Origin of the sequence: uncultured Albimonas sp. (assembly GCF_963977235.1) — a bacterium.
Classification (GTDB): Bacteria; Pseudomonadota; Alphaproteobacteria; order Rhodobacterales; family Rhodobacteraceae; genus Albimonas.
The window spans coordinates 74,928-89,165 of the sequence record NZ_CAXBOD010000002.1 but is presented as its reverse complement, the minus strand read 5'-3'; the positions used below and the strand labels follow the sequence as shown (position 1 = coordinate 89,165).

Sequence of the window (14,238 nt, the reverse complement as noted above, 5' to 3'; positions counted from 1 at the left end):
TGCGGAAAGTCGTCTCAACCGCCAACCATCGCGATCCAGTCTTCCTCCGAGATCACCTTGACCCCCAGCTCCTCGGCCTTCTTCAGCTTGGAGCCGGCGCCGGGGCCCGCGATCACCAGGTCGGTCCTGGCCGAGACCGAGCCCGCGACCTTGGCGCCCAGCGCCTCGGCCCGGGCCTTGGCCTCGGCGCGGGTCATCTTCTCGAGCGTGCCGGTGAACACCAGCGTCTGGTCGGCGACGGGGCTGTCGGCGGCCTGCGCCTCGGGCGGGACCGGGGTCAGGTGGGCGGCGAGCCGGTCGATGGCCGCGCGCTCCTCGGCGCCCGAAAACCCGTCCGAAAGCGACAGCGCCAGCGTCGGGCCGATGCCGTCGGCGTCGACCAGGCGGCGCCAGGCGGCCTCGGCCTCGGGCGGGACCTCGGCCGCGTCCCAGGCGGCCTTGCGCAGCTTGGCGGGGGCGGCGCGGCGGCCCTCCTCCTGCGCGGCGCGGCGCTCCTGCGCCTCGGCGGCGTCGGCCGCGCGGTGGGCGAGCGCGCCGGGGCGGGCCTGGTCGAGCGCGCTCGTCATCTCGTCCCAGCCGCCGTAGAGGCGGGCGAGGTCCATCGCCGCCACCTCGCCGACGTGGCGGATCCCCAGGCCGAAGATCAGGCGGTTCAGGTCGATCTCGCGCCGCGCCTCGATCGAGACGAAGAGGTTGCGGGCCGAGGTGGCGCCGAAGCCCTTGATCTCGGCGAGCGGGGTCGGGGACAGCGTCTCCAGCGCCTCGGCCGCGGCGGAGAGGGCGGCGTCGGTCTCCCCCTGCGGGATCTCGAGCCCCAGCGGGGCCAGCAGGGCGCGGTAGTCGGCGGCGAGCTGGTCGCGCCGCTCGAGGTCGGCGAGGCTGTCGAGGAAGGCCGCGGCAGGGGGCGAGAGCAGCTTGCCGGAGGCGTCGCGGGATTCCAGCGTGAAGATGTCGGCCGGCTCGGCGATCCAGTTCAGGGCGTGGAACAGCTCCACCTGCTTGGCGCCCAGCCCCTCGATGTCCAGCGCGTTGCGGGACACGAAGTGGCGCAGGCGCTCGACCTGCTGGGCGGGGCAGACCAGGCCGCCGGTGCAGCGGCGCACCGCCTCGCCGGGCTCGCGCACGGCGGGCGAGCCGCAGGCGGGGCAGGTCTCGGGCGGGGTCCAGGGCTGCGCGTCTTCGGGGCGGCGCGAGAGGTCCACGTCCAGCACCTTGGGGATCACGTCGCCGGCGCGGTAGACGGTGACGGTGTCGCCCACCTGCAGGTCCGCCTCGCGGATCCGCTCGCCCTTGGCGCCGAGACCGGCGATGTAGTCCTCGTTGTGCAGGGTGGCGTTCGAGACCACGACGCCCCCCACCGTCACCGGGCGCAGGCGCGCGACGGGCGACAGGGCGCCGGTGCGGCCGACCTGGATCTCGATGTCCTCGAGCACGGTGGTCGCCAGTTCGGCCGGGAACTTGTGGGCGATGGCCCAGCGCGGGGTGGCCGAGCGGAAGCCCAGCCGCTGCTGCCAGTCCAGCCGGTCGACCTTGTAGACCACGCCGTCGATGTCATAGCCGAGATCGGCGCGATCCTTCTCGATCGTGCGGTAGTGGGCCAGCGCCTCGGCCATCGTCTCCGCGCGCATGGCCAGCGGGTTCACCTGGAACCCGAGGCTTTCGAGGCGCTTGAGGGCGCCGGCTTGGGTGTCGGCGAGGGGGGCCGAAAGCTCCCCCCACGAATAGGCGAAGAAGCGCAGGGGCCGGGCGGCGGTGATCGAGCTGTCGAGCTGGCGCAGCGAGCCCGCGGCCGCGTTGCGCGGATTGGCGAAGGTCTTGGCGCCCTGCCCGGCCTGGCGCTCGTTCAACGCGGCGAAGTCGGCGTGGGACATGTAGACCTCGCCGCGAACCTCGAGGATCTCGGGCGCAGCCTCCAGCGTCTCGGGGATGTCGGCCAGCGTGCGGGCGTTGGCGGTGACGTTCTCGCCGGTCTCGCCGTCGCCGCGGGTGGCGGCCTCGACCAGCGCGCCGTGTTCGTAGCGCAACGAGAGGGAGAGGCCGTCGATCTTGGGCTCGGCGACGATCGCCACGGGCTCGTCGGAGCTCAGCCCCAGGAAGCGGCGGACCTGGCCCTCGAACTCGAGGGCGTCGGCGTCGTCGAAGGCGTTGGAAAGGCTCATCATCCGCACGCGGTGGCGGATCTTGCCAAAGCCCTCCGCCGGAGCGGCGCCCACGCGGTCGGAGGGGGAATCGTCGCGTTTCAGTCCGGGGAATCGAGCCTCGATCGCGCGGTTGCGGCGTTTGAGGGCGTCGTAGTCCGCGTCGTCGACCAGCGGCGCGTCGTCCTGGTGATAGGCCGAATCGAATCGGCCGAGCAGGTCGGCGAGGCGCGCAAGCTCGGCCCGCGCGGCGGTCTCGTCGAGGTCGTCGACGGGCGCGTCGCCATGGGCGCCGGCGTCGAGATCGATCCCCTCGCCCCGGTCGCGTCCGGGGGCCGCGTCCTCGGCCCCCTCGTTGGAAGCCTCGCCCGCGGGAACGGGATCGGCGCCGGCCATGGGGCCGGCGCCGGATTCAGCGCCCGTGTCGGTGCGGGGCTTCGGGTTGGGTTCGGCATCCTGCACGTTTTCGGCCGACATGCGATCCTCCCGGCTCTGGAAGTCTCGTCATGTAGGCCGGCCAACCGCCCGTCAAGCTCCGCCGGGTCGAGGGGCTTCTCCCCCCGAGGCCGACGTCGGGTCGTCCGCGATCGGCCTCAGCCGACCTCGGCCGCGGCCAGCGGCTCGGCCATGGGAGTCGGGTCGCGCAGCACGTAGCCGCGTCCCCAGACCGTCTCGATATAGTTCTCTCCGCCGGTGGCGCCGGACAGTTTCTTGCGCAGCTTGCAGATGAAGACGTCGATGATCTTCAGCTCGGGCTCGTCCATGCCGCCGTAGAGATGATTGAGGAACATCTCCTTGGTCAGCGTGGTGCCCTTGCGCAGGCTGAGGAGCTCAAGGATCTGGTACTCCTTCCCGGTGAGGTGAACGGGGTGTCCGTCGACCTCCACGGTCTTGCCGTCGAGATTCACCTTGATCTTGCCCGTCTCGATGATCGATTGGGCATGCCCCTTGGACCGGCGCACGATCGCGTGAATTCGCGCAATCAGCTCGTCCCGGTTGAAGGGCTTGGTCAGGTAATCGTCGGCGCCAAAGCCGAAGCCCTTGATCTTGTGCTCGGTGTCGTCGAACCCCGTCAGGATCAGGATCGGCGTGTCGATCTTCGCCAGGCGAAGTTTCTTCAACACGTCGTACCCGGTCATGTCCGGAAGATTCAGATCCAGCAGGATCAGGTCGTAGTCGTAGAGCTTGGCGAGGTCGATGCCTTCTTCGCCAAGATCCGTGGCATAGACGTTCAGATTGGCGTTGCGGAGCATCAGTTCGATGCTCTGCGCCGTCGCCGGATCGTCTTCGATCAGTAGCACGCGCATATACGCTCCTCCGTGCAGGAATGAGTGCGTACTCTGACCCTGCGTTAGAAAGGTAAACGGTCCGTTACCACCTTAACGCGAGTTAAGCGGGATTGTCAGCATGTGACTCACCCCTTGGTTGACCGATAGCGCTGCAGCGCGGTGGTCCGCAGCGCGTTGATCCCGTGCCGGGACACCGCCTCCAGCCAGCCGTCGAGCTCTTCCTCGGACAGCTGCCAGGTGCTGCGCGCCTCCTCGGCCGTGATCAGGCCGCCCTTCACCGCGGCCACCACCGCCGCCTTGCGCCGCGCCACCCAGCGACGGGTCGACGGGCTCGGCAGATCGGCGCGCGTGATACGCATGCCATCAGGGCCGACGACGGAATCCGGACGGACGTTCGCTTCGATACGCATGGTCTCGCTCCACAACTGTTCACTCACCCAGGACCGAAGCTAGCGGGAGCCGATTTCACGAAGGTAAACTGGCGAAACTCTATTGTTCGGGTTGTTCCTATCGGCCGCCGCGCGTATCTGCGGGCCTTGTTGAGGAGACCTCCGATGACCCTGCACGCCCCCGTTTCCGCCTCCGATCCGCTCGGTTTCGACCGGCCGGCGGCGCAAGTGCGCGTGGTCGCGGCGATGTCGGGCGGGGTCGACAGCTCGGTCGTGGCGGCGATGCTCGCGCGCGAGGGCTACGACGTGGTCGGCGTGACGCTGCAGCTCTACGACCACGGCGCGGCGCTGGCGAAGAAGGGGGCCTGCTGCGCGGGCCGCGACATCCACGACGCCCGGCGGGTCGCCGAGGCGATGGGCTTCCCGCACTACGTCCTCGACTACGAATCGCGCTTCCGCGAGGCGGTGATCGACGATTTCGCCGACAGCTACCTCGCCGGCGCCACGCCGATCCCCTGCGTGCGCTGCAACGAGCGGGTGAAGTTCCGCGACCTGCTCGAGACCGCCCGCGAGCTCGACGCCGACTGCCTGGCGACCGGCCACTACGTGCAGCGGATCGACGGGCCGAACGGTCCCGAGCTGCACCGCGGCGCCGATCCCGCCCGCGACCAGTCGTATTTCCTTTTCGCCACCACCCGCGAGCAGCTGGACTACCTGCGCTTCCCGCTCGGCGGCTTCGGCTCCAAGGCCCAGACCCGGGCGCTGGCCGCCGAGTTCGGTCTGGGCGTCGCCGACAAGCCCGATTCGCAGGACATCTGCTTCGTGCCCAACGGCGACTACGCCTCGGTGATCGAGAAACTGCGCCCGGGGGCGGCCGAGCCGGGCGAGATCGTGCATCTCGACGGCCGGGTGCTGGGCGAGCATGCGGGGCTGATCCGCTTCACCATCGGCCAGCGCCGGGGGCTGGGAATCGCCGCGGGAGAGCCGCTGCACGTGATTCGCCTCGACCCGGAGACCCGTCGCGTGATCGTGGGCCCGCGCGAGGCGCTTGGCGTGCGCCGGATCCCGCTGAAAGAGGTCAACTGGCTGGGCGACGCGCCGCTGGAGGCCGCGCCCGAGGGCGGTTGGGAGATCGAGGCGCGCGTCCGCTCGACCCGCCCGCCAACGCCTGCGCGCCTGCGCCCCCTGCCCGGCGGCGGGGCCGAGGTCGAGCTCGCCGCAGCCGAACAGGGCGTCGCGCCGGGCCAGGCCTGCGTGTTCTATGCGACCGAGGGCACGCGCGTGCTGGGCGGCGGCTGGATCGCGCGGGGCTGAAGCGCAGGCGGCTCGGTCGCGCAGCGCAGAAAAAGGCCGCGCCCGGCATCGGACGCGGCCTTTTTCATGCGGGGGGTCGACGCGGGACCGAGCGACTCAGTGCGTCCAGGCGCCCCGGCGGTCGAAGGCGAAGTTGGAGCCGTAGCCCTTGGCGCGAACGTTGAGTTTGCGGCTCTTGGGCTCCTGCACCTGGGCGGGGATGCCGTGGCGCTGGGCGTAGTCCAACGCGGCCTCCTTGGTCGGGAAGTCGATGCGCACCTGGTTCTGGGTGCTGCCGCCGCCGGTCCAGCCCATCAGCGGGTCGATGCGCTGGGCCTGCTCGGGCGCAAACTCGAGCACCCAGGCGTGCGTGCGGGCCACGCCGGACTGCATGGCGGTCTTCGCGGGACGGTAGATTCGCGCGAGCATGTCGGACGCCCTCCTGAAACCTCTCGGCCCGATATGCCGCGGCGCGTGGCGAAGGGCAAGCGGACGAAGGCGCGCGGGGGCGGACGGGCGGGGCTGACCGGCGTGCGGCCAGTCCCGAAATGCAACGAGCGCAACGCGTTGCAATACCTAGAATTTGGGCGAAACGGCATGATCGGCAAGGCTTGGGAAAGGGAATCACCTCATAAGGCGTCCTTGGGTGACGGAGGCGCCGGCTTCCGAGAGACGAGGGTCCCAGGCGCAGGAGCGTCGCCGGACCGCGGAACAAAAGGCCAACCGGAGGTGGATGGCCGCAGGACCGCGACGGCGAGGGACAGATGGATGATGGGCCGCACCGAGGGCTGAACGCCCGGCGAGCGGCCGCCCGGATCGAAGTCCGGACGACGTCCGACATTCGCAGGAACGCCGCGGCCGGGGGGTCGCGGTCGACGGCGCCGCCCGGCCTTGCAGCCTGGGGCGGCGCAGGTCTCGGCGGCGCGCGCCCTTGTGGCTCCGCCAACGAAAGCGGATCGGACGGGAGGCGACGCCGGCGAGAGCCGGACGCCTCGCCCCACCCTCGATGCGGGACCCATTCCCGCGAAGGGGTCGGGCCGCGAAGGACGCGCCCGGGCCGCAAGGCTCCGATCACCGGCAAGCAGGCCGGGCGCGCGCCGCCGTGGCGGACGCCTGAACCCCGTCTGCGCGACGGACCCGCGGCGCCGCCGGCGCGCCCCCTGGGGCGGCCGGCGGCGCGCGGGGCGCGAACCGCCGCCCTGCGCGGAGGCGGACAGTTCCGGACGCACAGGGCGGGACCCGAGACCTGGCGGCCGATGACCCGGGCCACCGGGAGTCATGCTCTTGCCCTGCGCGCGGCGAGGGCTGCAGCCCCCGGCCTTGACGCCTCACGGCACGATCCCGGCGCCCTGACACGAGCCTCTCAGGCTGTGGACTGCGCCCCGGTCGCTGCGGCCGCTTCGGGCTTCCGTTGACAGGTTGCCGAGGTCCAGACGGCCTGACAGGCGAGCCGCGTGTCGGTCTGGAGCGTGCGGCGGCGCCTCGAAGGGGCGCAGCATCCCGGCTACGGGCGATCCAGGGGCGATGTGCGCATTCCGCGGGCGATCTGGATCCCGGGCAGGCGGCGCCGCTCCCGAACCGAGCCGCTGGAGCCTGCGCTGACGGCATGGAATCGGCATTGACCGAGGCTCCGTCGCGGTCCTGATCCCGGGCCCGGGGTTCCAGCGCCCACGCGGGCGTTGACGCCAGGGGCGGCGCCAACGCCCGCGCCGCCCCTGGCGCAGGCCCCGGCCCTCCAGCCCGGGCCAACAGAAAAGGCCGGTCGCCCTTTCGGGAGACCGGCCCGGACGCAGACCTGTGGCCGCGTCCTTTTCGCAAGGTCCAGGGAGGAGGTCCTCCGCGGTATAGGGTGATCGCCGACCGAACGCTTGGGAGCGAGGGGTGGGGTGGGTGGTGCCGCGCCCGGCCGGCGATCGTTCTTGTTGAGCCACTTGAACCTTACGTCCCTTGCGGACGTGTGGACAACAAGAATTTCAACCTTTGCGTGTGTCGCCTGGGATGTTCGCCTGACCCTCCGTTTTTGCGGCGGGCGCTTGATTAACCCCGCGACAAGGTCAACATCGGTTAAAACGGTGAAGAGAGGGTTAAGGATGTCGGTGGATTCCTTGGTTACCATTCCCGAGCCGCGCAAGCGCGAGAAGCTCGAGGGCGGGGTGCGCCTGGAGATGGTCACCGAGTACGACGCAGCCGGCGACCAGCCCACCGCCATCGCCGAGATCGCCGAAGCCATCGAGACCGGCGAGCGCGACCAGGTCCTGCTGGGCGCCACCGGCACCGGCAAGACCTTCACCATGGCCAAGGTGATCGAACAGACGCAGCGTCCCGCCCTCATCCTTGCGCCGAACAAGACGCTCGCCGCACAACTTTATGGAGAGTTCAAGAGGTTCTTTCCGAACAACGCTGTCGAGTATTTCGTCTCGTATTACGACTATTATCAGCCCGAGGCGTATGTGGCCCGGTCGGACACCTACATCGCCAAGGAATCCCAGATCAACGAGCAGATCGACCGGATGCGCCACGCCGCCACCCGCTCGCTGCTCGAGCGGGACGACGTGATCATCGTGGCTTCGGTCAGCTGCATCTACGGCATCGGCGCGGTCGAAACCTACGGCGCGATGACCCAGGATCTGGTCGCGGGAAATGAATACAATCTTAGGGACGTCATGCGCGAGCTGACCGCCCAGCAATACAAGCGCAACGACGCGGCCTTCGCGCGCGGCGCATTCCGGGTCCGCGGCGATTCCCTCGAGATCTGGCCCGCCCACCTCGACGACCGCGCCTGGCGATTCTCCTTCTTCGGCGAGGAGCTCGAATCGATCGTCGAGTTCGATCCCCTCACCGGCGAGCGGGTGTCCGAGCTGCAGAAGGTGCGCGTCTACGCCAACTCGCACCACGTGACCCCGCGCCCGACGATGCATCAGGCGATCAAGGGCATCAAAGCCGAGCTGCGGGTCCGCCTCGACCAGCTGGTCAAGGAGGGCCGCCTGCTGGAGGCCCAGCGCCTCGAGCAGCGCACCAACCACGACGTCGAGATGCTCGAGGCGACCGGGCTGTGCGCCGGCATCGAGAACTACTCGCGCTACCTCACCGGCCGCGCGCCCGGCGAGCCGCCGCCCACGCTGTTCGAATACATCCCCGACAACGCGCTGGTCTTCGCCGACGAGAGCCACGTCACCGTCCCCCAGCTCGGCGGCATGTACCGGGGCGACTACCGGCGCAAGTTCACGCTCGCCGAGCACGGCTTCCGCCTGCCCAGCTGCATGGACAACCGCCCCCTGAAGTTCGAGGAATGGGACGCGATGCGCCCGCAGACGGTGTTCGTCTCGGCCACCCCCAGCGCCTGGGAGCTGGAGCAGACGGGCGGCGTGTTCACCGAGCAGGTGATCCGCCCCACCGGCCTTCTCGATCCCCCCGTCGAGATCCGCCCCGTCGAGACCCAGGTCGACGACCTGCTCGACGAGGTCAGACGCGTCGCCCAGGAGGGCGGCCGGGTCCTGTGCACCACCCTGACCAAGCGCATGGCCGAGGACCTGACCGAATACCTCCATGAGCAGGGCGTGCGGGTGCGCTACATGCACTCGGACATCGACACGATCGAGCGGATCGAGATCATCCGCGACCTGCGGCTCGGCGCCTTCGACATCCTGATCGGCATCAACCTGCTGCGCGAGGGGCTCGACATCCCCGAGTGCCGGCTGGTGGCCATTCTCGACGCCGACAAGGAGGGGTTCCTGCGTTCGGAGACCTCGCTGATTCAGACCATCGGGCGCGCCGCGCGCAACGCCGAGGGCAAGGTGATCATGTACGCCGACCGCATCACCGGCTCGATGGAGCGGGCGATGCGCGAGACCGACCGCCGGCGCGAGAAGCAGGCCGCCTACAACGTCGCCCACGGCATCACCCCCCAGACCATCCGCAAGAACGTCGAGGACGTGCTCGAGGGCGTCTGGAAGGGCGACACCGATCTCAGCCGGATCACGGCGAAGGTGGACAAGGGCCCCAAGCCGGGCGCGAACCTGCAGGCCCATCTCGAGCAGATGCGCAAGGAGATGCTCAAGGCCGCCGAGAACCTGGAGTTCGAGGAAGCCGCCCGCATGCGCGACGAGATCAAGCGCCTCGAGGCGGTCGAGCTCGCCATCGCCGACGACCCGCTCGCCCGCCAGTCCGCGGTGGAGGAGGCCTCCGAGGCCGCGGTCAAGGCCAGCGGCCGCTCCACCGCAGGCAAGCCCGGCACCCGCACTCGCCGCGGCGCAAGCAGCAAGACGCGCTGACGACAGCGCCCCCGCGCCCCCGCGCGCCCGCCTCAGGACGCGCGGGGGGCTCGCTCGGCCTCGATCGAGGCCAGCGAATGGCGGCCGACCCAGCCGGTGGCTCCGGTCGGGTCCTGGACGAACCGCTCGATCAGGTCCGTCCACGGCAGACCCACATACAGGGACCCGAGCGCCGACGGCGCATGGCCCGAGAGGGTCGCATAGAGTTCCGCTTCGGCGCACAGACGGCGGACGGCGGCGGCGAGCGACGCAGGATCGCTCGAGCGGAACTCCAGACAATCGCGGTCGGGCTGCAAGCGCCCCTTGAACGCCGGGTGATCCGAGATCAGCAGGGCCGAGCGCGAGGCGAGGCCCTCGTAGATCGTGTTCGGAAGACCTTCGGCGTAGGCATGGCGCGAGGGAACCACGACCATGTCGGCGGCGGCCATCAGCTGGCGCACCTCGTCGTTGGGCACTGAGCCGAGGAACATCGCCCGATCGGCGAGGCCGAGCCGATCGGCGGTCTGACGCCACCGCTCGAGATCCCCGGGGCCGGCGAAGGTCATCGTCAGACGAGGCCCGGACGTCCCGTCGAGCCGCGCCATGGCTTCGAGGCAGTCGCCGACGCCCTTTTCCTCGCTGAGCGCCCCGGCGTAGAAGGCCGTCGGCGCAGCCGGATCGACCGGGCCCGGCTTCGCGACCGCCTGCACCGGAATGCGGGACCAGTCCCAGGGCACGACCTTCTCCGCCGAGACGCCCAGCGCGTTCACGACGGACCGCGAGGCGTTCAGGCTGTGGTTGGCCACGCACGGCACGTTGGCGCCGCCGATGGCGTGGGCCAGGCGGCGACGAAAGCGCCATTCCCGCAGGAAGCGGCGCTCGAACAGGTGAACGAAGGCCGGCAGGGCCGGGATCTCGCGCTTCCGCGCCATCTCGAGCGTCGCCGGATGGGGAAGGCGGGAGATGACCGCGTCGGGCTTGAAGCGTTCGAACAGCCGATCGATGTAGGCGGAGTCGAGCTCCGCGGCGGACGCCCCGATCGACGTCAGGCCGGGCGCCAACTCGCACTCGTGACGATCACCGCTCCAAGGCGACCGTGCACACTTGATGTCGGGGCGCCAGGCTCGCGACATAGTCGACAGAGGCCTTCTGGTCCCGATAGGTCGACGGCAGACCCTGCTGGAACCGCCGCCAGGCGGACGCATAGTCGCCCGCCTGCACAATCAGAAGTCTCATGTCGTTCCTGGCCCCCTGGGCTGCGGCTGGCGAGACCGGACACGTCCCCGGCTCAGCGGAACAGGAACACCGGCAGGCGGCAGCCGCGCAGCAGCTCCTCGGTGACCGAGCCGATGATCATCGAGCGGATGCGGGAGTGGCCGTAGGCGCCCATCACCATCATGTCCGCCCCCCAGCGCTCGGCGTCCTCGACCACGCTCGAGGCGGGAGCGCCGGACAGGATCGCGGTTTCCACCGCCAGGCCCGCGCCCTCGAGGATCGCGGCGGCGCCTTCCAGCGCGCGGCGGCTCTCGTCGGTCTCGGCGCCGGCGAAGACCAGGCGGAAGCTCAGGCCCTCGGCGGTAGGGGAACGGGACATGTGGTCCACCGCCTTGAGCGCCGAGGCGCCGGCGTCGAAGGCCACCAGCACCTTGGCGATCGGCTTGAACGCGCGCGAGGCCACGAACACCGGACGGTCGGCCGCCCGCGCCACCCGCTCGAGATTCGAGCCGAGGTGACCCTTGGCGAAGTCCGCCGCCTCGCCGCGCTTGCCGATCACCACCATGTCGGCGTCGGCCGCGGCCTCCTGCAGCTCGACCAGCAGATCGCCGATGCGCAGGCGGGAGGAGACCTCGATTCCCTGCCCTTTCAGGATCGCCTCGGCGTCCTCGAGGATCGCGCGGCCGCGGTTCTGGGCAAGGCGCCCCATGCGGGCGTCCAGCTCCGAGAGCTCCTCGAGCAGGGCCGTGCGCGCGCCCAGCGCGATGGCGCCCGAGAAGTCGCCCGTGGCCGCGTGCCTGCGGCCGATGACATGCAGCAGCTCGACCGAGCGGCCGCTGCGCGCGGACAGCCAGGCGGCGTGCTCGCAGACGCTGCGCGAATACTCGGACCCGTCGACCAGGGCGACCAGCTTGCCGCTCATGTTCCCCTCCTCCCGGCGCGTTTCGCGCTCAGTGTCCGGCCAGGCGGTCGAGCGCGCCCGGCTTGTCGTGCTCGGCCAGGCGGTCGACGATGGTCGAGCTGGCCTCGTTCAGGCCGAGGATCTCCACCTCGGCCCCCTCCCGGCGGAACTTCAACACGATCATGTCGAGCGCGGCCACAGAGGAGATGTCCCAGATATGCGCGGCGCTGACGTCGATGGTCACTTTCTCCAGCGCCTCGCGGAAATCGAAGCTGGCGGCGAACCGCTCGGAGGAGGCGAAGAACACCTGCCCCTCGACCGTGTAGGTGCGGTGGCGGCCGTCCGCCGACAGCGCCGAGGTCACCCGGAAGATCTGGGCGATCTTGCCCGCAAAGAAGATCCCCGACAGCAGCACCCCCGTCAGCACCCCCAGCGCCAGGTTGTGGGTGTAGACCACCACCGCCACGGTCGCGAGCATCACCACCGAGGACGATCGCGGATGCGTGCGCAGGTCCTTGATCGAGGACCACGAGAAGGTGCCGATCGAGACCATGATCATGATCGCCACCAGCGCCGGCATCGGGATCACGCCGACCCAGTCGCCCAGCACCACGCACATGATCAGCAGCATCACGCCCGCGAAGGCGCAGCTCAGCCGCCCGCGGCCGCCGGACTTCACGTTGATCATCGACTGGCCGATCATCGCGCAGCCCGCCATGCCGCCGATGAAGCCGGTGGCGAAGTTGGCCACGCCCTGGCCGATGCACTCCTGCGTGCGCGAGGAGGGGGTGTCGGTCAGCTCGTCCACCAGGTTGGCGGTCATCAGGCTTTCCAGCAGCCCCACCGCGGCCACGGCCAGCGAATAGGGCAGGATGATCTGCAGCGTCTCCAGCGTGAAGGGCACGTCGGGCAGCGCAAAGGCCGGGAAGGTCGTGGGCAGGTCGCCCATGTCCGAGACGGTGCGCACGTCGAGCCCGAAGCTCAGCGACACGACGGTCAGCAGCACGATGCACACCAGCGGCGAAGGGATCGCCTTGGTGACCATCGGGAACAGGTAGATCACCCCCAGCCCCGCGGCGACCATCACGTAGGTGATCCAGGTGACGCCGGTCAGCTCGGGAAGCTGGGCCATGAAGATCAGGATCGCCAGCGCGTTCACAAAGCCCGTCATCACCGAGCGGGAGACGAACTTCATCAGCTTGCCCAGCCGCGCGGCGCCGGCCAGCACCTGCAGCACGCCGGCCAGCACGGTGGCCGCCAGCAGGTATTCCAGCCCGTGATCGCGCACCAGCGTGACCATCAGCACCGCGGTCGCGGCGGTCGCCGCCGAGATCATCCCCGGCCGCCCCCCGGTGATCGCGGTCAGGAGCGCGATCGAGAACGAGGCGTAGAGCCCGACCTTGGGATCGACGCCGGCGATGATCGAGAAGGCGATCGCCTCGGGGATCAGCGCCAGGGCCACCACGAGGCCGGAGAGAAGGTCGGCGCGGGGCGTGCCGATCCAGGAGTCGCGATAGTCGGCGAAGGAGGTCATGGGCGCTCCGGGTTGGGGGGCCTTGGCGGCGGCCTTCCTGGGGGCGCCCGGGTTCTGGGCGCGGCGCGGACAGGGACGGCTCCGGCGGGGCCGGGAAATGGCGGCGGCGGGGCGGCTGGCGCCGCGGAAAGCAAGGGCCGGCGCGGGCGAGGAGCCCGGACCTGCCCGAACGTTCGCTACAGAAGCCGCTGCTGCGGCGCAACAGAGCCGCGCGCGGGTTTCCGTCGCATCAACGCCGACGGAGGGCTCGCGCGCCCCGGCGCAAAAGAAAAAGCCCCGACCGGAGGGAGGACCGGTCGGGGCTCTGGGACCGTCCGGGCCGGCCGCAGGGAGGAGAGCGGCTGAAGCCCGGAGGTCTCGCAGGGGCGTCGGGAGGGAGGACCCTTCGCCCCTGTCTCGCCGCCGCCGGGGAGGGAGGTCCCCTGGCCGCGGGATTGAAAGGCCCCGACCGGAGGGAGGACCGGTCGGGGCTATTGGACCGTCCAGGCCGACCGCAGGGAGGAGAGCGGCTGAAGCCCGGAGGTCTCTCAGAAGCGTCGGGAGGGAGGACCCTTCGCCCCTGTCTTGCCGCCGCCGGGGAGGGAGGTCCCCTGGCCGCGGGATTGAAAGGCCCCGACCGGAGGGAGGACCGGTCGGGGCTGTAGGACCGTCCGGGCCGGCCGCAGGGAGGAGAGCGGCTGGGGCCCGGAGGTCTCGCAGGGGCGTCGGGAGGGAGGACCCTTCGTCCCTGTTCCACCGCAGCCTGAGGAGGGAGGTCCCTTGGCGGCGGGGGTCGCGGTGTTCGTCAGGCGGCCCACGGGGCCGCGGCGCGTGTCGTGCGGACGGAAGCGTCCGCGGTCATGCGGCTTTCAGGGCCGCCGGGCCGCCATGCGGCCCGCGGGGCCGTTCAGGCGCGGTGGGCGCCGGCGCCGGCGTGGCCGCCGAAGAGGCCCCGCAGCCAGGCGCCGAGGCCGTGGGCCATGTCGCGCATGGCGACGGCGCGGAGGCGGCGGGCGTCGGCTTCGACCTTCAGGATGTCGGCGTGGGTCACGGTCTTGGTCATGTGTCTGCTCCGGTCTCTGGGTCGCCCAGGCGCTGGTCTCGTTTCCGTCCCGAGGTCCGCGTCATGCGGGGCGTCGTGTGTTGCTTGCTTGGCTGTTATAATCGGCACTCCTTAATGTTTTGTGCAGTGCAGTAATTTCGATAGCCGCCCTGCACTGCGCGCATGGCTGGGTCAGTAGCGTTGACCC

At 70.4% G+C, this 14,238-nt stretch carries 11 protein-coding genes; 2 read left to right on the top strand and 9 right to left on the bottom strand.

The window, feature by feature from the left end; genetic code table 11:
- Positions 1–14 precede the first annotated feature (14 nt).
- The 3 genes from ligA to AAC134_RS02705 form a co-directional block, all read right to left on the bottom strand.
- Positions 15–2,615, bottom strand: coding sequence for an NAD-dependent DNA ligase LigA (ligA, locus tag AAC134_RS02715; RefSeq protein WP_339947512.1), 2,601 nt, complete (start codon positions 2,613–2,615; stop codon positions 15–17).
- A 116-nt stretch (positions 2,616–2,731) separates the two neighbouring features.
- Positions 2,732–3,445 carry a response regulator transcription factor gene (locus AAC134_RS02710; RefSeq protein WP_339947511.1) on the bottom strand — a complete coding sequence of 238 codons (714 nt, stop codon included), beginning with the start codon at positions 3,443–3,445 and terminating at the stop codon, positions 2,732–2,734.
- A gap of 107 nt (positions 3,446–3,552) precedes the next feature.
- A complete protein-coding gene (locus AAC134_RS02705; protein ID WP_339947510.1) occupies positions 3,553–3,837 on the bottom strand; it encodes a DUF1153 domain-containing protein in 285 nt (94 codons plus the stop codon).
- A gap of 144 nt (positions 3,838–3,981) precedes the next feature.
- Here AAC134_RS02705 and mnmA point away from each other — a divergent pair, with 144 nt between their 5' ends.
- On the top strand, positions 3,982–5,130 hold the full coding sequence (gene mnmA, locus AAC134_RS02700) for a tRNA 2-thiouridine(34) synthase MnmA (RefSeq protein ID WP_339947509.1): 1,149 nt from the start codon (positions 3,982–3,984) through the stop codon (positions 5,128–5,130).
- 96 nt (positions 5,131–5,226) lie between these two features.
- Here mnmA and AAC134_RS02695 read toward each other — a convergent pair whose 3' ends face one another.
- The gene (locus AAC134_RS02695) at positions 5,227–5,538 is read right to left on the bottom strand and encodes an ETC complex I subunit (RefSeq protein WP_339947508.1); all 312 of its coding nucleotides are present in this window, start codon (positions 5,536–5,538) and stop codon (positions 5,227–5,229) included.
- Positions 5,539–7,199: 1,661 nt separating this feature from the next.
- Here AAC134_RS02695 and uvrB point away from each other — a divergent pair.
- Complete coding sequence (uvrB, locus tag AAC134_RS02690) at positions 7,200–9,380, top strand: excinuclease ABC subunit UvrB (protein ID WP_339947507.1); 2,181 nt, start codon at positions 7,200–7,202, stop codon at positions 9,378–9,380.
- A 32-nt stretch (positions 9,381–9,412) separates the two neighbouring features.
- Here the strand turns inward: uvrB and AAC134_RS02685 are convergent, their stop codons facing one another.
- The 5 genes from AAC134_RS02685 to AAC134_RS02665 form a co-directional block, all read right to left on the bottom strand.
- Positions 9,413–10,420, bottom strand: coding sequence for a glycosyltransferase family 4 protein (locus AAC134_RS02685; RefSeq protein WP_339947506.1), 1,008 nt, complete (start codon positions 10,418–10,420; stop codon positions 9,413–9,415).
- A 16-nt stretch (positions 10,421–10,436) separates the two neighbouring features.
- Positions 10,437–10,595, bottom strand: coding sequence for a hypothetical protein (locus AAC134_RS02680; protein WP_339947505.1), 159 nt, complete (start codon positions 10,593–10,595; stop codon positions 10,437–10,439).
- A 52-nt stretch (positions 10,596–10,647) separates the two neighbouring features.
- Entirely contained in the window at positions 10,648–11,496 is an 849-nt protein-coding gene (locus AAC134_RS02675; protein WP_339947504.1) for a universal stress protein, read from the bottom strand.
- A gap of 28 nt (positions 11,497–11,524) precedes the next feature.
- A complete protein-coding gene (locus tag AAC134_RS02670) occupies positions 11,525–13,009 on the bottom strand; it encodes a SulP family inorganic anion transporter (protein WP_339947503.1) in 1,485 nt (494 codons plus the stop codon).
- A gap of 886 nt (positions 13,010–13,895) precedes the next feature.
- Complete coding sequence (locus AAC134_RS02665; RefSeq protein ID WP_339947502.1) at positions 13,896–14,051, bottom strand: hypothetical protein; 156 nt, start codon at positions 14,049–14,051, stop codon at positions 13,896–13,898.
- Between the last annotated feature and the right edge of the window lie 187 nt (positions 14,052–14,238).